Origin of the sequence: Niabella hirudinis (genome assembly GCF_051201075.1) — a bacterium.
Lineage (GTDB): Bacteria > Bacteroidota > Bacteroidia > Chitinophagales > Chitinophagaceae > Niabella > Niabella hirudinis.
Window position 1 is genome coordinate 325,260 of sequence record NZ_JBPEHJ010000002.1, and the last position, 23,007, is coordinate 348,266.

General features: G+C 46.5%; 18 protein-coding genes. 3 read left to right on the plus strand and 15 right to left on the minus strand.

The features are described from left to right. Positions 1–41: 41 nt before the first annotated feature. The 4 genes from GGU45_RS04835 to ade all read right to left on the minus strand — a co-directional run bounded on the left by GGU45_RS04835 (position 42) and on the right by ade (position 4,667). A complete protein-coding gene (locus tag GGU45_RS04835; RefSeq protein ID WP_435222516.1) occupies positions 42–776 on the minus strand; it encodes a LytR/AlgR family response regulator transcription factor in 735 nt (244 codons plus the stop codon). Further along, positions 773–1,816 carry a sensor histidine kinase gene (locus GGU45_RS04840; protein WP_435222518.1) on the minus strand — a complete coding sequence of 348 codons (1,044 nt, stop codon included), beginning with the start codon at positions 1,814–1,816 and terminating at the stop codon, positions 773–775. The genes GGU45_RS04835 and GGU45_RS04840 overlap by 4 nt, the downstream gene beginning before the upstream one ends. 227 nt (positions 1,817–2,043) lie before the next feature. Further along, positions 2,044–2,865 (minus strand): LiaF transmembrane domain-containing protein, encoded by an 822-nt coding sequence (locus GGU45_RS04845; RefSeq protein WP_435222520.1) that lies wholly within the window; start codon positions 2,863–2,865, stop codon positions 2,044–2,046. Between the two features lie 146 nt (positions 2,866–3,011). Beyond that, positions 3,012–4,667, minus strand: coding sequence for an adenine deaminase (ade, locus tag GGU45_RS04850; RefSeq protein WP_435222522.1), 1,656 nt, complete (start codon positions 4,665–4,667; stop codon positions 3,012–3,014). Between the two features lie 110 nt (positions 4,668–4,777). Between ade and GGU45_RS04855 the strand changes: the two genes are divergently transcribed. Then, complete coding sequence (locus tag GGU45_RS04855; RefSeq protein ID WP_435222524.1) at positions 4,778–8,179, plus strand: trifunctional glycoside hydrolase family 18/polysaccharide deacetylase/glycosyltransferase family 2 protein; 3,402 nt, start codon at positions 4,778–4,780, stop codon at positions 8,177–8,179. Between the two features lie 3 nt (positions 8,180–8,182). Here GGU45_RS04855 and GGU45_RS04860 read toward each other — a convergent pair whose 3' ends face one another. Next, on the minus strand, positions 8,183–8,836 hold the full coding sequence (locus GGU45_RS04860) for a hypothetical protein (RefSeq protein ID WP_435222526.1): 654 nt from the start codon (positions 8,834–8,836) through the stop codon (positions 8,183–8,185). A gap of 64 nt (positions 8,837–8,900) precedes the next feature. Between GGU45_RS04860 and GGU45_RS04865 the strand changes: the two genes are divergently transcribed. After that, on the plus strand, positions 8,901–9,299 hold the full coding sequence (locus tag GGU45_RS04865; protein WP_435222528.1) for a hypothetical protein: 399 nt from the start codon (positions 8,901–8,903) through the stop codon (positions 9,297–9,299). 110 nt (positions 9,300–9,409) lie between these two features. After that, positions 9,410–9,682, plus strand: a complete 273-nt coding sequence (locus GGU45_RS04870) for a DUF4242 domain-containing protein (RefSeq protein WP_435222530.1) — start codon at positions 9,410–9,412, stop codon at positions 9,680–9,682. A gap of 42 nt (positions 9,683–9,724) precedes the next feature. Here the strand turns inward: GGU45_RS04870 and trmD are convergent, their stop codons facing one another. The 10 genes from trmD to GGU45_RS04920 all read right to left on the minus strand — a co-directional run bounded on the left by trmD (position 9,725) and on the right by GGU45_RS04920 (position 22,991). After that, positions 9,725–10,402, minus strand: coding sequence for a tRNA (guanosine(37)-N1)-methyltransferase TrmD (trmD, locus tag GGU45_RS04875; protein ID WP_435222532.1), 678 nt, complete (start codon positions 10,400–10,402; stop codon positions 9,725–9,727). Between the two features lie 209 nt (positions 10,403–10,611). After that, entirely contained in the window at positions 10,612–11,217 is a 606-nt protein-coding gene (locus tag GGU45_RS04880; protein ID WP_435222533.1) for a hypothetical protein, read from the minus strand. Beyond that, positions 11,207–11,710, minus strand: a complete 504-nt coding sequence (locus tag GGU45_RS04885; RefSeq protein ID WP_435222535.1) for an RNA polymerase sigma factor — start codon at positions 11,708–11,710, stop codon at positions 11,207–11,209. Before GGU45_RS04885 ends, GGU45_RS04880 begins: the two co-directional genes overlap by 11 nt. A 475-nt stretch (positions 11,711–12,185) precedes the next feature. Then, positions 12,186–12,578 carry an RNA-binding S4 domain-containing protein gene (locus GGU45_RS04890; protein WP_435222537.1) on the minus strand — a complete coding sequence of 131 codons (393 nt, stop codon included), beginning with the start codon at positions 12,576–12,578 and terminating at the stop codon, positions 12,186–12,188. A gap of 61 nt (positions 12,579–12,639) precedes the next feature. Continuing rightward, the gene (locus GGU45_RS04895) at positions 12,640–14,004 is read right to left on the minus strand and encodes a dipeptidase (protein WP_435222539.1); all 1,365 of its coding nucleotides are present in this window, start codon (positions 14,002–14,004) and stop codon (positions 12,640–12,642) included. A gap of 218 nt (positions 14,005–14,222) precedes the next feature. Beyond that, positions 14,223–15,218: a c-type cytochrome gene (locus GGU45_RS04900; RefSeq protein ID WP_435222541.1), complete on the minus strand. Its 996-nt coding sequence runs from the start codon at positions 15,216–15,218 to the stop codon at positions 14,223–14,225. A gap of 19 nt (positions 15,219–15,237) precedes the next feature. Further along, positions 15,238–16,650 (minus strand): aryl-sulfate sulfotransferase, encoded by a 1,413-nt coding sequence (locus GGU45_RS04905; RefSeq protein WP_435222543.1) that lies wholly within the window; start codon positions 16,648–16,650, stop codon positions 15,238–15,240. Next, positions 16,641–18,275 (minus strand): RagB/SusD family nutrient uptake outer membrane protein, encoded by a 1,635-nt coding sequence (locus tag GGU45_RS04910; RefSeq protein WP_435222545.1) that lies wholly within the window; start codon positions 18,273–18,275, stop codon positions 16,641–16,643. Before GGU45_RS04910 ends, GGU45_RS04905 begins: the two co-directional genes overlap by 10 nt. A 26-nt stretch (positions 18,276–18,301) precedes the next feature. Next, on the minus strand, positions 18,302–21,568 hold the full coding sequence (locus tag GGU45_RS04915; RefSeq protein ID WP_435222547.1) for a TonB-dependent receptor: 3,267 nt from the start codon (positions 21,566–21,568) through the stop codon (positions 18,302–18,304). Between the two features lie 238 nt (positions 21,569–21,806). Continuing rightward, a complete protein-coding gene (locus GGU45_RS04920; RefSeq protein ID WP_435222549.1) occupies positions 21,807–22,991 on the minus strand; it encodes a FecR family protein in 1,185 nt (394 codons plus the stop codon). Positions 22,992–23,007: the final 16 nt, after the last annotated feature.

Consider the following 23,007-nt stretch of genomic DNA (forward strand, 5'->3'; position numbering starts at 1 on the left):
CTGTTCAGAAACGTACCATTACAGATCTACAATAAACCGGGTTATAACCCCAGCACTGCTTTTAATTTTCCATATCCGTTGCGGCTTACATTAATCTTTGTTCCGTTCTTTAAAATTGCCACATGCCCGTCTTTTTCATAAGGATCAATACGTGTAATTTCCTGTATGTTTACAATAAAGGACCGGTGGCTTCTTACAAACAGGTCCTGCGGCAAAAAATTCTCAAAAAAACTCATTGTTTTATTTTTCAAAAAATAGCCCTCCCTGGTAAACACTTTTACAAAATCATCGGCCGCCTCAAGATAGAGCACTTCCTGCACCGGGATGATTTTGATTTTACTTCCGTTCTTTACCACGATCCGGTTATTGGAGTTGGGCAGCTGTACATCGTTCAGCAGTTCCTGAGTATTTGTTGCATTGGGTTGATGCCGGGACAAAAATTTATTCACTGCTTTATCAAAACGTTCCTGATCAAAAGGCTTCAGCAAATAATCTACAGCATGGGCTTCAAATGCCTTGATGGCATATTCATCAAAAGCGGTCGCAAAAATCACCGAGGGAGGTTCCTCAATCAGTTCCAGCATTTCAAAACCGCTGATCTTGGGCATCTGGATATCCAGGAAGATCAGGTCGGGTTTATGTTCCTGGATCGCCTTCATTCCTTCAAATCCGTCTCCGCATTCAGCCACCAGCTCCAGTTGCGGAAATTTTTGAAGATACTCCTTCACCATGCTTCTTGCCAGAAACTCGTCATCGATAATTATTACTTTATTCATGCCCGTTGCGGTATTTTAACGATTGTATAATAAATATTGTCTTTTGTTTCTGTTGATAAGAGATCATTTCTTCCATACAAAAGATACAGTCTTCTTTTTATAGAGCTTAAGCCGAAGCCGGTGCCTGTTTTTGGCATAGAGGTATCCGGATCAAAAGGATTCGTTACCCTGATACACAATTCGTTCTGCTCGCGGGTACTCTCAATGGTGATCAGCGTTTCGCCAATAGTATCATAAAGTCCGAATTTGATCGCGTTTTCCACAACGGGCTGTAGCAACAACGTAGGTAACAACAGTTCCTTTGTTTCTTCAGCAATTGCAATGGAGGTCATCAACCGGTTGCCAAAACGCACTTTTTCAATTTCCAAATATAAGTTCAAATAATTGATCTCTTCGGTTAAGGAAATCATTTGGGATTCTTCTTTTTTAAGGGTACCCCTCAAAAAATCGGATAACTGTTGCACCATTTTACGCGCCTGCTGAGGGTTTAACCCGATGAGGGCGTTGATTGAGTTCAGGCTGTTAAACAAAAAATGAGGCTGCAGTTGCTGACGCAGTTTAAACAATTCTGCTTCGCGGGAGAGGCGGTCTGCATCCATGCGCCGCTGCTCTACTCTTTGCCGTTCCACCCAGTTGTACCATAAAATAGCAGCGATCGTCAAAATGGTCAGCACCAGGAAGGCCACCACCGCCCGGATCACCAGCGACCGGTTCAGAAACGAAAGGTAGGCTTCGGAGTCATCCAGGAATATTTTAAGAAAGGTATTTGAGATAAACAACCAGAGGCCGGTCATGATCAGGCAGGAAGCAATAACACTACTGTACTGATAACTGGATGGCAGGTAATATTTCGTGATATTGAGCATCAGCAACCCGGCCAGCAGCAACAGGAAATTGCTCACCAGGCTGTCTGTGATCACGATATAAAGCGGCAATTCAAAATAATTTCGTAAAAAAAAAGCCTGCACGTTCACCAGCACCACCCAGCCGATGATCAGGGAAATAAGAAATCTTTTTGCTGTTAACGGAGATGCAGACACTTGGAGGTTTCAGGTTTGAGTCCCAACAATCCCGATGGTTATCAGGATCGGGATGAGATTTGAGATTTAGATTTTAGTTCCGATAGTTATCGGAATGAGATGCCAGAACGAAGTATTTAGTCAAAACAGCTACCGCCCTATCCCGCTTCCTATTCACCAGCAACTTTTCACTACCCACTTTTCACCATTTTCTTTTCACTATTTTCTTTTCACTATTGCCCATTCACTTAAAAGCTCTTAATATCAATGCCCCCTAAAATTACAGTACCTTTCAATACCAGCGTTTTTGAAGTATCCACATTTCCCAAAGATACCCTCTTATCCTTCACTTCGCCCAATATAGCCACCGCTTCAGAAACCACATTCCAATGCGAGGGGATCAGCAGCGTAGCCCCGCCAAAAATAGCCGTCACCTCCAAAACGGCGGTCCCGCTGATATCCGCCTGCAACAGATCGATCTCGCTGCCGCCAAACACGTTCACCATATCCCCGCCGCGAAAATTCTTCGACAGTACTTTTTTCTTGGTACCGCCAAAAATAGAAGTGGCGTCAATCTTATCTTCATTGCTGATATTGCCTCGGTAGGTCTTCTTTCCGCCAGGTTCGCCTGTATTGGGATCCTGGGTAACAAATTCATAAGATTTTTTCGGGCGCAGGATAAAAAACAAGCCTGCCCCAATGAGGGCAATGGGAAAAATGAACTTACGCAGCCTGTTAAAAAGGAAAAACTCATTTACCAGGAGCAGCGATCCGATCATTATCAGGATCAGCCAGGCCGGCCCCCGAAAGTTGGTGCGAAAACCAATAAATACTCCCAGTACGATCAGGAACATTTGCCAGGAAAGCATAAAATCGGGAAAAACAAAGCCCATCCTCTTAAGCAGGTATACCAGCCCTATCAACACTAAAAACAACCCCACCCATATATGCCCCTGCGCGTTTCGTTCTTTAAAATACGGGGGCTGGGTACCGCCGGTCTTTTGATCGGTATTGCCGGCTTTCTCTGATTTATTATAGAATTCGGTATTGTACGGATTATTTTCACTCATCACTCACTATTTTTTGTAAAAATACCCCCCTAAGATAGGCCTTACAACAGATTTTTCGCCTGTAAACGCCAGGAATCGGTAAATAGACGGATTGTTGCGGCGAATGACGGCCCTATTTTCCCGGATATCCGGTTCGCCGGTCAAAATCACTTAACAGCAGCTACAAACTCAAATTTTTGTCCGTCAAACAGCCCTTTGTCACTTAGTTTCAGGGCAGGGATCACCAGCAGCGCCATAAAGGACAGCGTCATAAAAGGTGCATTCAGCGTGGCGCCCATCTCCTTTACCATCTGGTCTACAGCCGTGTAGGCAGCTGCTACCTGGTATCCGTCGGCATTGCTCATCAAACCAGCCACCGGCAGCGGCACAATCGCTTCCCGCTCCCCATCAACCGCTGCAACCCCGCCTTTTTCAGCAATCACAAGATTGACGGCCCTGCACAGGCTTTCATCATCTACCCCTACTGCAATAATATTATGACTGTCGTGCGCAACCGATGATGCCATAGCGCCGCGCTTTAAACCAAAATTCCTGACAAATGACACCGCTGGTACTGCTTTCCGGTAGCGGTTCACCACAGCTATTTTTAACAGATCCCGGTCAGGGTCACTCACAAAACAATCCTCCTTCAAAAGCGGAGCCAAAAGCAAGCGATTGGTTATCAACTGACCATCCAGGGCTTCGATAACCGGTACTTCCCCTCCTCCCCTGGCAGGCACCCTGAAATCGGATGACAGGACCGGCGGGCATTCAAAATGATTAATAACCGGTGCCCTGGAAGTGTTAATAAGGCTTTTACCGTTAAGAGCCACCAGCATTCCATTAATATAGGTCCTAACCGGCTTGAAATGCTGCAGGTCTTCCACCAATACCAGATCCGCGGGATCGCCCTCTCTCAGCAACCCTACATCCAGTTTATAATGCAATACCGGGTTGATACAGGCAGCCTGGAGTATATGAAACAGATCAATACCCTTTGCCACTGCCCGGGCGCAGAGTTCATTGATATGGCCGGATTCCAGGCTGTCGGGGTGTTTATCGTCGCTGCAGAACATGATCGCATCGGGATGGGTTTCTAAAAGACCGATCAATGCATCAAAATTACGGGCAGCGCTTCCTTCACGGATGAGTATCTTCATTCCCGCGTTTAGTTTATCCAGCGCTTCCTCTTCTGTAAAACATTCATGATCCGTACCCGGGAGGCCGGCTACAGGATCCGCAATCGCATCTGCATACTGCTGTGCCGCTGCGCCCCGCAAACCGGGCGCGTGCCCGTCAACCGGTTTCCCTGCCCGGTGGGCGGCTCTTATTTTTTCCATTACCTCCGTATCTCCGGCCAGTACACCCGGAAAATTCATCATTTCACTCAGGTACCGGATCTCGGGGTATTGCAGCAACCTGCTCACCTCCTGCACTCCCAGCCGGGCGCCAGCCGTTTCAAAGCCGGTGGCCGGTACGCAGCTGGGCGCCCCGAAATTAAATTTGAACGGCACCGTGTTCCCATTGTCGATCATATACTGCACACCCTCCATGCCGCAGACATTGGCGATCTCATGCGGATCGCTTACCGTGGCCACCGTACCGTGTACTACCGCCAGCCTGGCAAACTCGGATGGCACCAGCATACTGCTTTCTATATGCACATGGCTATCTATAAATCCCGGTACGATATAGGGTTCACCGACTACTTCATGATCCTCAAGGATCACTGTTTTTTTTATGCGCCCTTCATCCAGCTCTATCATCGCAAAGCAGATTCTCCGTTGGGCGATCATTACCAGATTTCCTTTTAGCTGCTTCATCCCTCTATAATGTTTCAGTAAATGTAAAAAATTGTTCCAGAATAAAATAATGGTTCCCGGTATCGTATAAGACCGGCAGCACAACTAATTTTGTATTAAATTATCTTCACATGGCAGGAGACGGACAGATCTTTCAGACGGAAAGCAAGGCAAGATGGACAACGTTCAAATGGCTGAGCCGGTTGTTGGTCTTCCTGGCCATTGCCATTATTCCATTGGGCATTTTTTCCATAAGCCGGGTAGATAATCTTTTACTGCCGGGCCTGGCCCCTACTGACACCAACCGGGCAATTCATCCGGTAATTCCCAAAAGTCTGAGTAAAAAAGAGCAAAAAAAATACAAGGGTATGCAGGCCTTTATCAATGCCCGTGCGCAGAACAACGCTTTTATCGCGCTCGAAAAGAAAAGGCCCTCCAACGCTAATATAAGAGCGGCCTTCTTTGTAGACTGGGATCCCCAGTCACTCTCCTCTCTCAAATCCAATATCGACAAACTGAACATGGTACTTCCCGAATGGTTTCTGATTGACCCGGAAGCAGATACCCTCCGGCTCAATATTGATGATGAAGCCCTGCAGGTAATGCGAAAAGCAAAAGTTTCCATTATACCAATGCTGAGCAACGTCCAGGGAGGAGATTTTGACGGCAACCTGCTGCACCGGGTGCTCAGCAATCCCCAAAAAAGAGACCGGCTTTTGCAAGATGTACTCCGGGCTATCGAAAAATATAAACTAAACGGCATCAACCTTGATTTTGAAGAGCTGAAACAAGCAACCCTGCCCTATATGCAGCAGTTCCAGGAGGCCCTGTACCAAAAACTCCACAGCAAGGGGTTGCTGGTTACGCAGGATATCCTTCCCAATGACGACAACTACAATATTGCCGAAGTTGCCCGGCTCAACGACTATATCTTCCTGATGGCATACGATCAGTATTACAATACCAGTATACCCGGGCCCATAAGCGAGCAGCGATGGATCGAAAAAGTGCTGGACGATGCAGCCAAGGGGGTTCCATCAGAGAAGATCATCTTATGCATGGCCACCTATGGATACGACTGGCCGGAGAACAGGGCGGCCCAAACGGTCACCTATGCCCAGGCCATATCCCTGGCTAAGGAGTACAACACGGAGATCATTTTTGACAACAACACCTACAATTGTCATTTTACTTATACCGATTACAATAAGGTAAAACACCAGGTATGGTTTAACGATGCGGCCAGTAACTTTAATACGATGCGGTTTGCAGATGACTATGGGGTAAGCGGCGTAGCCATCTGGCGGCTGGGCGCGGAAGATCAGCGGCTGTGGACCTTTTATAAACGGAACCTGACCACTGATGCCATGAAAGCCCAGGCGCGATTATTCCAGCGTCTTGAGAACATCCCTGTTTCCTTTGAAAAACCGGACTATGTAGGCGAAGGTGAAGTGCTGGATGTGATCTCAGAGCCTCAGAACGGCCGTATGAAAATTACGGCAGATACGATCAATGACTTTCTCATACAGGAAGAAAAATACATAGAGCTGCCCACCAAATATGTGATCCGCAGGTTTGGACAGGTGGATCCTGGAAAACAGGTGCTGCTCACTTTTGATGATGGCCCCGACCCTGAATACACGCCTCAAATCATAAAAATATTAAAACAGGAAAAGGTGCCGGCCGCCTTCTTTGTAGTGGGAATCAACATTCAAAATCACCTGCCCGCATTTGAGCAGGTTTACAAAGCAGGTTTTGAGATCGGCAACCATACGTTTACGCACCCCAATATTGCCAGCGTAAGCAACAGGAGGGCACAAACGGAAATTGATGCCACCCGCCTGCTCATTGAAGCAGTTACCGGCCGCAGCACCATCATGTTCCGCCCCCCTTTCAATGCTGATGCCGAACCTACATTACAGGTAGAACTGCAACCCGTAGCCCTGAGCAAAAAACTAAAATACTATGCAGTTGGCGAAAGCATTGATCCCGAGGACTGGGATGTTGACAGTTCACACGTAAATGCAGACAGTATCTACAACCGCATTGTGCGTCAATACGAGGCTATGCCGTATAAAGACCGGGGGATTATTTTACTGCACGATGCGGGAGGGAACCGCCAGGGTACGGTTGACGCGCTACCCCGCATTATAAAATACTTTAAGGACCGCAACATCCAGTTCATTACCGTAGCTCAATTACTTCACCTTACCAGGGACCAGGTAATGCCGCCCGTAAAAAACCAGATCCTCCGGGCCGACAGCTTTGCCACCAAACTGATCTTTTGGGTATCGCAGTTCCTCACTACCGCATTCTGGCTGGCTATTTTCCTGGGGCTGGGGCGTGTAACCTTTACGGGCATACTGGCCATTCTCAATTACAAACGCCAGAAAAAACAACAGATCCCATCCTCCATGTCATTTAAAGAACAGGTAAGCATCATTGTACCCGCGTATAATGAAGAGCTCAATTCTGTCCGCACCGTAGAGAGCCTCCTTAAGCAGGACTATCCACACCTTGAGGTCATCTTTGTCGACGATGGCTCCAAAGACCAAACCTTTAAAAATATCAGCGAAGCCTTTGCCGGTCATCCCAGAGTAGCCATACTTACCAAGCCCAACGGGGGCAAGGCTTCGGCACTCAACTATGGCATTGCCCAATCCAATGCAGACTACCTCGTATGTATTGATGCGGATACACAATTAAAAAAAGATGCTGTAAGTCAGCTTATGCGTTATTTCATTGACGAATCGGTAGGTGCCGTAGCGGGCAATGTGCAGGTAGGCAATATCAACAATGTGCTAACCCGCTGGCAATCGATCGAATACATTACCGCGCAGAATTTTGACCGACGGGCCTTTGACTATATCAACGGTATTACGGTGGTTCCCGGAGCCATCGGAGCTTTCCGCAAAAAAGCCATCACTGATGCCGGGGGGTTTACAACCGATTCCCTGGCAGAGGATTGCGATCTCACCATCCGCATTCTTCGCAAAGGTTATGTTATCCGCAATTGTAACGATGCCATTGCTATTACCGAAGCACCGGAAACCATACGGCAATTCCTGAAACAACGGTTCCGCTGGAGTTACGGGGTCATGCAAAGCTTCTGGAAAAACAAGGATGCCTGCTTTAAGGTGCGCTATAAAGGATTGGGTATGGTCTCGCTTCCCAATATACTTTTATTCCAGATCATCCTCCCTGTAATCGCGCCGATCGCTGACCTGCTGTTTTTCTTTTCCATCTACTACAACCGGCCAACGGAACAGCATACCAGCTGGGCCGATCTTAACCGGATCCTTCTTTATTATGGAATATTCCTGGTTGTAGACGTGCTCGTAGCCTTCTTTGCTTTCAGCATCGAAAAGAAAAAAAATTACTGGCAGCTTTTATGGCTCATTCCCCAGCGTTTTGTTTACCGGCAAATCATGTATATAGTGCTGTTCCGATCACTCCGCCGGGCCATAAAAGGAGAAGGCCAGGGTTGGGGCAATCTAAAACGTACCGGCAATGTTGTGTTAAAGGACCATTAACTTTTAGTTTGCCGTTGTTTCATCCAGGCCAAACAAAGCAGGGTATAGGGTTAGCATATAATAAGATGCTCGCAGCATACACAACAGCGACTCATAATCAAAAAGAAGATTTTTGCGGGGTATATTAAAAGACTCACCACTGCCCAGCGCACAATCCAGAACATACCAAAGGTAAATACGGGCCTTGTTCTCCGGATATTTCAAGCTAAACGCGGGAATGCAGGGGATGGCATCTTTCTTCTCTGCCAGGTACTTATAAGTTACGCTCCTGGAGACCCCCGTCATTTTTTTCTTTTTCATCTTACTCCATTCACCCAGAACACAATGAAGGGCATCCATCAGCAAATGAAAGTGGGCCGCAAACCGTAATAAATACCGCCTGTCATTTTCCTCGCTAAAAGCACTGTATTCCGAACAAACGGTACAATACACCCATTCGCCCCAGGTGGCCTGCAGATCTTCAAGCGCCGAACTATCCAATACACGCGTCAGGCAGTAAAAGGGATCTGATTTAACCAGGTGCAGAAAATGATAACTGGGTTTGAAATCATCCTCATTAAAATCTCCGGTAACAGATGGGGCATAGCCAAATCTTGGAATATCAATTGGCTCGGGCTCGCAAACGATAAGCGAAATCTCGTTATTTTTGTTGTTCATAAGTTGGTTATTTTTATTATTAGCACCCCAAAGATACAAACACCTTTATGGAAAACAAATATAAATGAACAAAAATTCAACTTTTTTTGAACGGTTAGAGATCTTTTGTAAAAAAGAAGGGTTCAATTCGATCAACGATTTTGCCATTAACGGGCTGAAATACAAATCATCACAAAAGCTCAACCGGCTAAGGAATGGCGCAGGAAGGCCTTCGCTGGAAATCATTGAAGACATTAAAAGCAGGTTTGAAAATATTGATCTGAACTGGCTAATTGCCAACCAAAGGGAAAAACAAGTGCCGGGAGTTGACAATATGCCGGAAAATTCCGAATCCTGTAAGGAATGCAAATGGCGGGATAAAATCATTGCTTCCCAGGAGCAAACAATCATGGCGCTACATGAAAAAGCAAACGCTTTACAATTGGCTATGGAGATCCTGGGCAGGAAAACTGCCGAAAAATAATCCTGATCCGCATCATCAAATGCAATCCGCCCCGCTTTAGATAGCCTGTATTAGCGATTGTTTTCCCTCTGCATATTCATTAAATTTATAACAGCTTAAATTCTAATTATATGCCTAAATATTTAATCGAACGGGAAATCCCGGGAGCAGGAAGTCTTTCTCCTGACCAGCTGCAAAATATTTCTCAAACCTCTTGTAATGTATTACGGGAGCTGGGGCCGGAGATTCAGTGGGTACAAAGCTATGTAACTGGCAATAAAATCTATTGCGTATATATTGCTCCAAATGAAGAGCGGGTCAGAGAGCATGCAGAGCTGGGTGGCTTCCCCGCCAATGCTATTAATGAGATCGCCACAATCATTGATCCCATTACTGCGGAGTAGCCCGCTGATCGGGAAATAACAATAGGAGCAATAAAACCTGCCTCAATCTATCATCAGGTCCGGACGGCGTTCCTTTGTACGCTGGAGCGCCTGTTCATAGCGCCATTCTTCAATTTTTGCATGATTGCCGCTCATAAGTACATCCGGCACAAGCATTCCCTCAAAATCTACCGGACGGGTGTACACAGGAGGCGCCAGCAGGTTGTCCTGGAACGAGTCAGTAAGAGCCGATGTTTCATCGCTCAGCACTCCCGGTAGCAGACGTCCGATAGAATCCACCAGAACGGCGGCGGCCAGCTCCCCTCCACTTAGTACGTAGTCACCAATAGAAATTTCAATGGTCACATATTTTTGCCGGATACGTTCGTCAATGCCTTTATAATGACCGCAGATGATCAGCAGGTTTTCTTTTAAAGAAAGCGTATTGGCCATACGCTGGTTCAGTGTTTTTCCATCCGGTGTCACATAGATGATCGCATCAAATTTCCGGTTGGCAGAAAGCTCCGTTATAGCAGCTGCCAGCGGCTCGCACATCATTACCATACCCGCTCCTCCGCCGTACTGGTAATCATCTATCTGGCCGTATTCATTTACCGCCCATTTACGCAGCGGATGCACCGCAACCTGTAACAAACCTTTATCCCGCGCACGTTTCATGATACTATGTTCAAAAGGGCTGGTCAGTAATTCGGGTAAAACAGAAATAATATCGATATGCATAAACGAGATTTGAGAGATGAGAATCGAAACAGCTAGATAGCCATACATAATGTCCAAAGTCCAAAACATTTTTCAGCTGGAACATCATGCAGTATTAAACCACTGCAAACGACCCTCAACTATGATAAACCTTAAATTCAAACAAAAGAGCTAATAATAGCTACCAGCCTTTAACAGCTGCAAATTACCGATTAAAAATCCAAAAAACTTCAATCTTCTTTCAACGCATTCAGCACCTGCTTCAGCTGCTTTACATAACGACCATAAAACCGATCGATCCAAATAACGGTAAACGAAACAATCAGGATGGTTACCACTACTACCAGCAACAGAGCGAAGTAAGGATTTTCAAATACAACCGGGTGCTTATTTCGGGTCTTTAGTTCCGAATAGAGCAGCAATCCTCCCGTAAAGTAAGCAAAGGGCATGATCAGGAACGAAAAGGATTTATACCGCTCCATATTCAGCCTCAGATTATAATACAATTCCAATAGACTATCCTTCGTGCTGGCGCCATATTGCTGCACCTCGTTGTAGAACTGATAAAAATGGTACATGTAGTAGGCAGTTGCCATTACCAGCAGGGCATAGGCCATATAGTAAATGGGAAATAGCGAAGGAAGCAGCTTCAATTGAAAAGGGAAAACCCCGATCAGGGCAATCGCTATAAGCTGCGCCACTAATTCTTTTTTCATATTCTTTTTCAACTGGTTCAGCGGGTGCTGTGCGGCTTTCAATTGTTCAACCGATGCAGGAAACTTTACATCATCTGCTCCGTCCTCATTCCATTGCGTTTTTAGTTCGTCAAAATTCATAACCCTGGTTTTTTATAATGGTTTGTAATTTTTCTTTAGTCCGGGCTAGCCGTACCCTGGCATTTCCTTCACTGATCCCCAGTTGTTGCCCGATCTCCTTATGGGATAAACCTTCCATAAAGTAAAAGATAACCGCTTTTTCTACCTGGTTCAGCTCCTGCGCCGCCTTGTAGAAGGCATTCAGCTGCGTTTCCTTATGCGAAGGTGGCCCTTCATCAGCACCATCGGGAATACCGGTATATGTCATCCGTTTTTTATAGGTCTGGTCCTTCCTCAAAAAAGTGATCGCTGTGTTAATGGCCACCCGGTACATCCAGGTAGAGAACCGGCTCTCTCCTTTAAAACCCGGATACGACTTCCAAAGCTGTATAATGATCTCCTGGTGCAGGTCTTGACGGTCCTCCGGCTGGTCTATATACATACGGGCCACCTTGTGCAGTATGCCTGCATGCTGTTGAATGCTGGCCAGGAAAAAAGCTTCTGATTGCGACACGTCTTTGTTCTGGTTTATTGATGGTAAAATAGGAAAATGGTTTACTGGATTAGTCACCGATAAAGCCCATTCGTTACACCGTTTTGAAAAATTATTTTTAAACCGGAATCAAATGGTTCATTACCCCCGTTCCAATACCGATTTTACCTGGTATCCCTGCTTGCGAAGCAACGTCAGCACGCGCCTGCCGCTCCCCAAAGGTGGCCCGCGCCAATGGCAAATACCGTGCAATCCCTTTGCATGATCTCCGGCAATGGCTTCGGTTTGCTGCTTTTTTTATTAGGCCATTATACTCACACATAAAATATTGGCTGCTGCTAAAAAGGGGTGTTATTTTCATCCTATCACCACTTTTATACCGTAGGTAAGCAAAGAGGGCAATTCGTTATAGTTTTTTCAGATTTTCTTTAATAACCTCATTTAATAAAAATACAGGCCTTCAAATGCGAACAGCCCACGGCAGAATGCCGGCACACTATCCGTCATCTCCTTCCATAAAATCATCCAGGTCCCTGCGCTCCTTTTTGGTGGGGCGCCCAATCTTGCTGAGTCTTTTTCCGCTAAAAAAGGAGGCCGCCTGTATCTTAGCCTTCTCCAACTCTTCAGGTGGGGTAAGATCGGTATAAAATTTTATAGCCTCCTCATATTTAACCCGGGTATGCAGCAAACCGGTAACGCGGATTACCCATTTACGGCCTTCGGTACGTACATCATAAACATCACCCAGATGCACGTTCTTCCCCGGTTTTGCCGGTTCCTCCTGGTATTTCACTTTGTTATCATTACAGGCGTCCGTAGCCAGTCTTCTTGTTTTAAAAAGCCGGATGGACCAGAGGTATTTATCTAAACGTAGTTTTTCTTTTTCCATTTTTTAAAGCCACGAATGCACGAATGACTTAAACTGATTCGTGCATTCGTGGCCATTTAGCTTATTTCCCGAAATACTGATGAAAATAAGGGATGGTTTCTATGCCCTTGTAGTAGTTTTCGATATTGTATTTTTCGTTGGGACTGTGCAGGCCATCATTATCCAGTCCAAAGCCCATGAAGATGATCTTGATGCCCAGTTCGTTTTCCAGTACAGAGCAAATAGGAATGCTGCCGCCGCCTTTTACCGGGATGGGTGTTTTACCAAAAGTGGTTTCCAGCGCTTTGGAAGCAGCCTGGTAGCCCTTACTGTCGATGGGGGTGCCGTAAGGTTCCCCGCCATGATGTTCAAAGGCAGTTATATCCACGCAGGAAGGAGCGATCTTCTTGAAATGATTCAACAATAATTCAGTGATCCTGGCACTGGACTGGTTGGGCACCAGTCTTGCGGAAATCTTTGCCGTGGCTTTTGCGGGCAATACCGTTTTGGCGCCTTCCCCGGTGTAACCACCCCAGATCCCGTTCAACTCCAGCGTTGGGCGGATACCGGTACGCTCATAGGTAGAAAACCCCTGCTCGCCATACAACTCTTTAATACCGATCTCGGCTTTATATTCCTGCTCATTAAAAGGTGCTTTATTGATCAGCTCCCGCTCACCGGCCGATACTTCCAGCACATCATCATAAAAACCGGGGATAGTAATATGATTGTTTTCATCATGACAGCTGGCGATCATTTTCGACAGGATCACGATCGGGTTGGCTACGGCACCGCCGTAAGTGCCACTGTGCAGGTCTCTGGCAGCAGCTGTTACTTCCACTTCAATATAACTCAGTCCGCGTACACCTGTATCCAGTGAGGGATTTTCCATGCTCAGCAGCGAGCTGTCGCTGATCAGGATTACATCAGCTTTCAATAGTTCTTTATGCGCCGCTACAAAGGCACCCAGGTTAGGAGATCCTACTTCTTCTTCGCCTTCAATGATGAATTTGATATTGGTGGTCATGGTATCGGTTTTTACCAGGGTCTCCAGTGCCTTTACGTGCATATAAAACTGCCCTTTATCATCGGCACTGCCGCGTGCAAATACTTTACCATCCTTGATCGTCGGCTCAAAAGGAGGCGTATTCCACAACTCCAATGGTTCCACCGGCTGTACATCATAGTGCCCGTACACCAGCACGGTAGGCTTTGCGGGGTCAATGATCTTTTCGCCATACACCGCCGGGTGGCCACCTGTTTCCATTACTTCCGCCTTATCACAGCCGGATGCCAGCAGGGCCGCCTTTACCGACTCTGCACATCGCTTCATATCCTCTTTGTTCTCACTTTTGGCACTGATGGAGGGAATGCGTAAAAGATCCATCATCTCATTGAGAAAACGCTCTTTATGCTCCTCCTGGTATTTTTTCCATACTTCAGACATAGTACAATTTTTTATCCTGCGAAGGTACGGAATTGAGCGGTTTGCTTTAAAAACAGGGCCAGATCGGGTGCAGGCCCGGATCCGCCCCTCAGGGGAGCAACGGGATATTCGGCGAGCAAACCTTTTCAAACCCGGCGAAGCTTGTCCTGCAAGTATGCAATGAATATGATTATGTCGTCTGGAAAAACAGGAAGCAGCGCTGTACCCTGGGAGCCGCATCAGTGGTCTTTCCGCTTAGCCTTCCGGTACTCAATAATGGGTGGGTAAGGACCGTATTTATGCTGAGCTGCGGAAAAAGTATCGGCAAATGGCCCCCTGTCATAGTCAATGTCCTTTTCTTCATAATTTGGGTATTGAAACTCATTAACATCCGGACGCTGATGAATAGCGTCATTATTAATAAATGCAGCAATATCCAGGGCTTGTGTATGTGTAAGTACAGGCTTTAAATGAGTAGCCGAATCAAAGGGCATATTGGCTACCAGCCACTGTGCCATCTTAATAATACGGTGCATACTTGATCCAGGCTGATACGATTGATTTCCCCACAGGGGCGGGTAAGTATAGGTAACATTATCAGGCGTCATTACCCCTTCTCCGTTCTGGCCATGACATCTTGCACAATGGGATTCGTACAGAAGGGCTCCCGCAGCCGATGAAGCCGCGGTATCCGGCAAATCGATCTGCAGCGGTTTCACTCCGGGTGTACTCTTTGTTACCCCCGAGGAATCGCTGATCCACTTCAGGTAAGCCATAAATCCGATCATTTCCTTTCCGTCCAGGGGCAGGGGCCTTCCCAGATGCGGATGCATAATACAATTATTGATGCGTTCGGCAAGCGACAGCACTTTTCCCTCCCGGGGCCTGTATTCCGGGTAGCTCTGAAAACTGGTCTGCAGGTTAAAAGAGTAGGGCTTCGTTCCTCCATCCTGATGACAATTGGAGCAGTTCATTTTATTATTTGTATAGTGGCCATTTACGCCCTCCGGGCCGATCAGGTAGGCGGTGCGCATCATCAGGTCTCTGCCATACCGAACCGCTTCACCGTATTTCCCCGATGGTATCCGCGATGTATCGAGATGAAACAGGTTAGCCGTGCTTTCCACAATGGGTTGTTGGTCCGTTTTTTTTGTTTTGTTCTCATTACAGGAAATAATATGGATACCTGCAGCCACTAACAGGCAGCTACTCAATAACAAATAAAATTTCTTCATACTTACTTTTTTTTGAATATTACAACGGAAGGCGGTCTATAAATTCCGCACGGTAGGGAACAAAGCCCGTTCTTATTCTCCATAAAATTTTCCCGGAAGGCCCCAGCAGCGATACTGAACTGGCCTGGGCGCTGCACACCAAAACACTGGAGTCATCTACCCAATAGGCGCTCCCCATTCTTTCGCTATAAAGGTACCCGGGCAGTTCGATCGATTCGTTCAGATAGGCCTTGTGGCCAGGCTCATCCAATTGGTACACTAAAACCCTCGACCGTTGGCGGTGGGTTCCGTTCTCAAACAATGTTAGCCGGTTCCCCGGAGCCTTATATGCAGCATGGGCCTCATGGAACATACCTCCCCGGGGAAAGGCATAGTCTCCTCCACGTCCTAATGTCCATATCCGCTTACCGGTTTTGGCATCAATTTTCCATATCTGGCCCGACAGGTAGAACGACAGCAGATAATTCCCATCGGTATCAACGCTCAAACTATTGGCATGAAGCCAGTCGGCCTTGTCCTTCAGGATTTGCGGATCGGTCAACGGATCTAGTACGTCAAATACGGTCCAATGCCAAATCTTGTTGCCTTTATCATCCAGTATCAGTATCCCATCGCCTGTTACCGTATCGGCTTTGGTGCCGCCCGCGCGGCTCAGATCAAACACCTTCTTTTCAAGGGTGAGCGTAACCATCTGGCCCAGGTCGTTATAAAATATTTCATGATGGATCGTCTTATCAAAACCTTTTTCTCCTTTCTTTAAATGAAATACTGTATCCCCTGCCAGGGAGATCTCCAAAATCTCATTACCATAGCTGGTGGGATAAGAAAGCGGGGCCGCAATGGATAAAACAGTGGCTTTTTTTGTAAAATGCGCCACTTTAAACCCTGCATCTTTTATGGTATGATACCATACAATTTTCCCTTTTGCATCAACTATGTACATCTGTCCGGGAAGGTCGCGCCGGGCAATCAGCGTGTAGCCATTCAAAAAACGCCCTGGCAATGTATCCTGCATCTCAGAGGGCATTACCATTTCCTGGGTCGCCATTGGTATTTGTTTTGTCACAAAGGTTCTTACAGCGCTGATGCTGTTTTCAGCTTTTCCGCTTCGGGCTACAACCTCGTATTGATAGGCAGTAGCAGGCTTTAGCAACAATAAAGAGAGGGTGTGTTCTTTTTTTCCGGGAGAAACCTTCGTAACAAAAATTTTTCCGGGGGCAGCGCTCTCCCAATACCGTACAAAGATGTCGGCTTTCTGATCGCAGACAATATGGATCTTTTGCATCAGTACATTAACTGCAGAAGCGCCTTCGTTTACTGCTATCAGTTTAACCCCGCCATCCGGTCCGCAACCGGAAAGCAACAAAAAGAAAAAAGACACTACAGGCGTTGCCTGTAGTATCTTAAAAACACGATATATCATTATTTCCATAAGGGGTTTTGAGTCATCTTCTTATTGGTTTGCAGTTCTCCTGCCGGTATCGGAAAAATATAGTTCCGCGCTTGTATTTTATCCGCTCCTTGTTTCAGATTGGCAGCCATATACGTTTTCAGCGCATCGGCTGCAGGGTACCATCTCTTCAAATCGTTCCACCGGTTTTGTTCAAAATACAGTTCCAGCAATTTCTGATGCTGGAGCTCTGCCATGAGGCCGCTATTACCCGGAAAATCGGCTACTGTTTTGGAAAGCAGCCCGGCCCTTACCCTTATCCGGTTAATATCTGCCATTGCCTGCTCCGGGTGATTGTTCATAAGGGCGGCTTCCGCATGAAGCAGCAACACTTCGGCAAAGCGCATTACCTCAACATTCGCTGTAGACGGCGTTGCTGCCCAATAGTTGTCGGCACTGGCTTCCGGCCGTAACGCATTCGTGAATTTTTTATTCAGGAACTTACCTTCCGGAAAATTCTTATACAGGGGCTCAAACCGGTCAATACTGGTCCAGGCAGCCGTCCACAAAGCATCAAATGTCATGTTATTATACCAGGTTTTATCAACTTCTCCAAAATCAGAATACTTCCACATAAATGTAGCATACATCCGCTTGTCAAACTTGGTATCGGCACCGTTGGGCCGGGGCTCTTTTTTAAATTCTTTCACCGCAAACTGGGAAGGAATGTATTTAAACCATCCGCCGCTCCCATTGCTTCCGGTAAGCTGCGGACGGTAATTATACATAGCGTTTCCACCGCTTTCCTCATTCCAGGGACTGTACTGGCTATTAATCGGTCCATAAACCCATTCCAGAACGGACTCTCTGTTAAACTCATTTTTATCCGTGAAGTTATCTTCAAAATTATCAATAAGGTCGTAGCCGGAACCCGGCGCAACTAATTTAGCCAAAGTGGTTTCCGCATTTGCATAGTCTTTAATGTACAGGAATGTTTTTCCAAGAAAGGCAATAGCAGCTCCCTGTGTGGCCCGGCCTTTATCACCAGTAGGCCTTGTGGGTGGCAGATCAGCTGAGGATTCGGAAAAATCCTTTATTACCTGCTGGTAAACCGCGGCCACCGGCGCGCTCTCTATATTTGCATCATCAGAAGATACAGCCACGGTTAGCTTAAGCGGCACATCACCAAAATTGGACGCCAGTATAAAATAAGCGAGTCCCCTAAGAAATTTTGCTTCTGCTACATAGCTTTTGGTAAGTGCTGCATCCAGGTTGGCCTTGTCTGTATTTTCAATTACCAGGTTTGCACGGTATATGCAGCTATACAGCTTGGCAAATATGTCCTGCGTATCTCCGTTCGTTGCATCGTTGGTAAAATAGGCCATTTGCATTGTTGAGGGCTCCCCCCCGGGGATAGTAAGCACATCATCGCCAAGGGCATTGACATCCTGGTACCCTCTGAAGGCTCCCCAGTAACCGCTCAGTGGCAACCGCATAGGACTGTAAACCGAGGCAATAGCCGCCTTTACATCCGCTTCCGTTTTCCAAAACTTGGTTTCTGTAAGCTGGTTAGGGTTCGTTGTTTCTAAAAAGCTTTGTTTACATCCTATCGCAACGGCCACAGCAATCACCATTGCAATAAAAGATAGCTTGAAGATCTTATTCATTATTTGCGATTTAATGTTGTTAATGATTAAAAAGACACGGTAATACCTCCCATAATTGCCCTCTGGATCGGGAAGCCGCCCCAGTCATTACCCCTGCTCAGCGGATCACCGCCATTACCAAGATCGGGGTTAAAGCCACTGTATTTTGTAATGGTCAGCAGGTTTTCTCCCGAAACAAATATCCTGGCATGATCCATCCCCAGCCTGCTTTTAACAAGCATTGCAGGAAGCTGATAGCCCAGCTCCAAACGTTTTAAACGAATGTAGCTGCCATTCTCCAGCCATCTGTCACTATTATTTCGAGCATTCCGGTTGGGGTCTGATAAAACAAACCGGGGAAAATTGGAACTGCTGTTGGAGGAGCTCCAGGCATTCAAAGCATCACTGGAGAAATTGGTATACTCATTCATCTTCTCCATCCAGTACCGGGGACCGTTATATATTTTGTTGCCAAATACGCCCTGGAATAAAATATTGATGTCAAAACTTTTCCAGGAACCGTTTGCTGTAAAACCGGTTTCAAAAGTGGGTATAGGCGACCCCACATATTGCTGGTCATTGTTATCAATGATGCCATCGTGATTGTAGTCCTCAAATTTCAGATCACCGGGCGCCGCATTGGGCTGTATCATTTGTCCGCCCGGGCCCTTATAGGCATCGATTTCCTGCTGTGTTTTAAATGTGCCTAAATTTTTGATCAGGAAAAAACTGCCCAAAGGATAGTTCACAATACCTCTTTGCAGATCTCCAAACTGCTGGTTGCCGCTGCCAATGGTCACTGCCACCATCTTATTTTTCATTGCGGCCATGTTCCAGCCTATGTTGTAAGACCAGTCCTTTTTCTTATCGCCGTAATTGATGCTTAACTCAACGCCGCTATTATCGATATTACCGGCATTCTGGGGTGGTCTTGCATTGATCCCCGTACTGAAAGGGATGGGTACGCTTAACAATACCCCCTGCGATTGTTTCTTAAACCAGTCAAAAACAATATTCAGTTTATTATTAAACAGGTTGGCATCAAAACCGATATTGGTGGTTTTTGATTTTTCCCAGGTAAGATTTTTGGGTGATTGCGCTCCATTGGGTATACTGCCGATCACCATACCGCCATCGGTAAGAAAGTTGTAATTGGTACCAATGAGCGCCTGGGTTGAATACAGGCCGATACGGTCGTTTCCAAGCGTACCGATACCACCACGGATCTTAAAATAATCAATAACACTTGTAAGTCCGGAGGCTTTAAAGAATGCTTCATTGCTTATATCCCATGCAGCCGAAGCACCATAGAACGTTCCCTTATTATATGCAGGATCAAATATGGAGGAAGCATCCTGGCGTAGTGAGCCATAAACAGAGTAGCGGTTATCATAAGAATAAGTAAGTCGGCCAAATGTTGAATTCCGGGTACTGCTATTTGTAGAGCCATTGGGCTTATCCCAGGAAGTGGCCGCAGATACGCCATAAAAACCTACGGACGGATAGTAGTAACTAATCCCGAATCCGTTTGAGGTATCTTTTTGAGCAGAATAGCCTGCCATTGCGGAAAAATTATGCACTCCGATTGTTTTCTCATAGCTCAAAATATTTTCTACCAGCCATTGGCTGTTCAATCCTGTGCCACTGCTGGCTTGCGGCTTCGCAATGGTGGTTGTACCATCAACATAAGGATTTAAATAGTTGTTTGAAAAGCTGCGATTGGTGCTGTACCCCACATTCATCCGGTATTTGAGTTGGTCTATCAACCTAACCTCAGCAAAAGCATCTAAGATAATATTGGCATTATTGCCGTAATTACGGTTTGCATCGATCTCTGCCACAATATTGCCCAAATTCTTCAAAGCCGCAGGACGCATACCCCATCCACCATTTGGATTGGAAGGGTCGTACACCGGTACGGTGGGCGAAGCAACCAGTGAAGTAATGATGGTACTGTGGGGCTGGCCTCCAAGTCCGCCAATATAATTCCTTCCACCCGTTTTATTGTAGATAAAGGTTTCACCCACTTTTACCCGGCCCTTTTCGTACAAAGATTTTACCCGAAAATTAGCATTTTCGTAATCGGAACGGATAATAGCGCCATTTTGTTTGAGATAGCTGCCAGACAAGCTGTAGGTGAAGGTTTCTGATCCTCCCGTCACATCAATATTGGCTTTATAGTTGGGGGCTGCACGGAAAATTTCATCCTGCCAGTTGGTATTTACACCATTGCCAGATGGATAAGCCCCGCCATTGTCGTTGAACATTTTAACAAGCTGGTCGCTGTTTAATACGGATATTCTCTTAGGAATGCTGTTGGAACCATACACCCCGTTAAAGGTTATTTTGGGAGGGGCATTTTTTCTTCCTGATTTGGTGGTTACGATGATAACACCACCGGCGGCCCTCGATCCGTAAATATTTGCAGCAGATGCATCTTTTAAGATGTCGATGCTCTTGATATCTGCAGGATTCAGTCCGTCAAGACTACCAAAAGGAATACCATCTATTACTACCAGCGGGCTATTATTACCCAGCGTTCCGGAGCCTCTTATGGTAATGGACAGGCCTGATCCGGGAGCCCCGCCACTCGATTCTACCGATACACCCGGTATGCGCCCCTGTATGGCTGATGTTACATTATTAGACGCATCGGCGCTTAGTTCATTCATCTTTACGGAGGCCACGGCGCCGGATACTTCTTTTCTTTTTTGCGTACCATAGCCAATCACCACCACTTCTTCCCCTTTGATCTCAGCTAATTTCAAACTGATCCTGAGCGTTCCGGATTTTGACACCCTTACTTCCGTTGTTTCGTAGCCAATATAAGAGATCTCCAGCACACCGCCGGTATTGGGCACCTGCAATTTAAAATCCCCATCTGCATCGGTCATCGTGCCATCTTCCGTACCCTTTAACTTTACAGAGGCGCCATTCAAAGGTTTCCCATTCTCACCCGTTACCGTGCCTCTTATATCAATGGAGGCCGCCGCTACGTCTTCCATAACGGGAGCCGGTATTGAACGAGGTTTTACAACCACGGTTTTTTCTACGATGGAATACGTGAGCGGCTGATCCTGGAAACAACTGTTCAGCACCTGCACCAACGGTGCATTTGCCACTCGTATATCCACTTTTTTTGCCCGCCTGATCAGTTTACCTTCATACCAGAAATCATACCCGGTCTGTTTCTTGATCTCCTTAAACAGTTTTTCCAAAGAGATATTCCTCCCGGATATCGACACCGTTTGCGAAAACCCCTTAGCCCCCACCTGCAGACAGGCAGTGAGCAGAATAATTGCTGTCAATTTCATAATCAACATCGCCTGTCTCGCCGGCAGGCAGGTTTTGGTAAATCCCCTCAGGGACGTAACAAAGAGTGTTCCTAAATACATAACTTTGCTTTGTTTGGGTTAAAAATGGCAATTCTCCAAAATTGTATTCACAGGGTTAACCCTTACTTCATACCGTTCCGGCCTCGACCCCGGAGCGGTTTCTGTTAGTGGCCAACCGTTGTTTCTTTATATGTTCATTTAACAAGTCTTCAAAAAGTCAGGGCATAACCGTTAGTGTCTGCCCACGTATTTCAAAACGAATATTGCTCTGTTCCAGTATTTTCAGCACACTGGAAAGGGGCTTATTCTTTGAAATATCTGCCGTAAAATACCGTTCAGGTATATCACCTTCATATTTTACATCCACATCATACCATCGCGCCAGCTGGTGCATGATAGTTTTGAGATCTGTATCCCTGAATACAAAATGCCCCTCCTTCCAGGCCACAACCCCGGCAACATCAACATTAGAAGCCACATTCATCTTGCCGGCACTATTAACCTGCGCCTGCTGCCCCGGCCTGATCACTATACTGCCGGCCGCCTGCTTTACCTTTACGCTCCCTTCCAGCAACGTTGTATTTACCAGCGGTTCATCGCCGTATGCGTTAACGTTAAAATGTGTACCCAGCACTTCTACTTCCATACCTTTTTTTCCGGACGCGGGAAGCAACGAAACCTTAAACGGATGCGCCGGATCCCTGGCTACCTCAAAATACACTTCCCCGGTTATAGCAACGCCCCGTTCATTGCCGGCAAAAGATGCCGGATAACGGATAGAGGATAATGCATTAAGCCACACTTTACTTCCATCCGGTAAAACCAGCTTGTATTGGCCGCCCCGGGGTGTACTCATTGTATTATACAGAAGCTCATTCTCTTTACCTCCAGCCTTTTTATAAACAATCTGCCCATTAGTCAGTTTGATCACTTCCACGCTTCCCTGCTGGGCCAGCTTCCCGTTTGCAGTGCTATCCAATACGATCTGCGAACCATCCGCCAAGGTCAACACGGCACGGTCGCCGCCCGGCTGTATATCCTTTTGCTGTTGTTGTACGGGCGCTGCCTTTGCAAGCTCCGGCTTAGCGGCTTCACGCCGGTTCAGCCACAGGTATAAAGCAATACCCAGGATGCCGATGAAGACAGCAGCGGCACGCCACCAATGCCATTTCATACCAGAAGGAACGGGCCGTATCGCGTTCCATACCCGCTCCCAATCAACAGCGGTATCCGGCGCCTTTCCGTCCGTTTCGCTACGCAGGTCTTCAATAAGTGCGTACAATGCAGCATCATTGGTATCTTGCCTTAATAACGACAGCATTTCTTCAATTTCCTCCCCCGCTATTGCATTATTGGCAAAACTTTTTAATAAATGCCGCAGCCGTTGTTGATCTGATTCCATAAATCGTTCATTTAAG

What these genes read in the sequence shown, in the direction of transcription:
- GGU45_RS04835 (WP_435222516.1), bottom strand. Translation starts at nt 776, where the DNA reads ATGAATAAAGTAATAATTATCGATGACGAGTTTCTGGCAAGAAGCATG.
- GGU45_RS04845 (WP_435222520.1), bottom strand. Translation starts at nt 2,865, where the DNA reads ATGAGTGAAAATAATCCGTACAATACCGAATTCTATAATAAATCAGAG.
- ade (WP_435222522.1), bottom strand. Translation starts at nt 4,667, where the DNA reads ATGAAGCAGCTAAAAGGAAATCTGGTAATGATCGCCCAACGGAGAATC.
- GGU45_RS04855 (WP_435222524.1), top strand. Translation starts at nt 4,778, where the DNA reads ATGGCAGGAGACGGACAGATCTTTCAGACGGAAAGCAAGGCAAGATGG.
- GGU45_RS04860 (WP_435222526.1), bottom strand. Translation starts at nt 8,836, where the DNA reads ATGAACAACAAAAATAACGAGATTTCGCTTATCGTTTGCGAGCCCGAG.
- GGU45_RS04865 (WP_435222528.1), top strand. Translation starts at nt 8,901, where the DNA reads ATGAACAAAAATTCAACTTTTTTTGAACGGTTAGAGATCTTTTGTAAA.
- GGU45_RS04870 (WP_435222530.1), top strand. Translation starts at nt 9,410, where the DNA reads ATGCCTAAATATTTAATCGAACGGGAAATCCCGGGAGCAGGAAGTCTT.
- trmD (WP_435222532.1), bottom strand. Translation starts at nt 10,402, where the DNA reads ATGCATATCGATATTATTTCTGTTTTACCCGAATTACTGACCAGCCCT.
- GGU45_RS04880 (WP_435222533.1), bottom strand. Translation starts at nt 11,217, where the DNA reads ATGAATTTTGACGAACTAAAAACGCAATGGAATGAGGACGGAGCAGAT.
- GGU45_RS04890 (WP_435222537.1), bottom strand. Translation starts at nt 12,578, where the DNA reads ATGGAAAAAGAAAAACTACGTTTAGATAAATACCTCTGGTCCATCCGG.
- GGU45_RS04895 (WP_435222539.1), bottom strand. Translation starts at nt 14,004, where the DNA reads ATGTCTGAAGTATGGAAAAAATACCAGGAGGAGCATAAAGAGCGTTTT.
- GGU45_RS04900 (WP_435222541.1), bottom strand. Translation starts at nt 15,218, where the DNA reads ATGAAGAAATTTTATTTGTTATTGAGTAGCTGCCTGTTAGTGGCTGCA.
- GGU45_RS04905 (WP_435222543.1), bottom strand. Translation starts at nt 16,650, where the DNA reads ATGGAAATAATGATATATCGTGTTTTTAAGATACTACAGGCAACGCCT.
- GGU45_RS04910 (WP_435222545.1), bottom strand. Translation starts at nt 18,275, where the DNA reads ATGAATAAGATCTTCAAGCTATCTTTTATTGCAATGGTGATTGCTGTG.
- GGU45_RS04915 (WP_435222547.1), bottom strand. Translation starts at nt 21,568, where the DNA reads ATGAAATTGACAGCAATTATTCTGCTCACTGCCTGTCTGCAGGTGGGG.
- GGU45_RS04920 (WP_435222549.1), bottom strand. Translation starts at nt 22,991, where the DNA reads ATGGAATCAGATCAACAACGGCTGCGGCATTTATTAAAAAGTTTTGCC.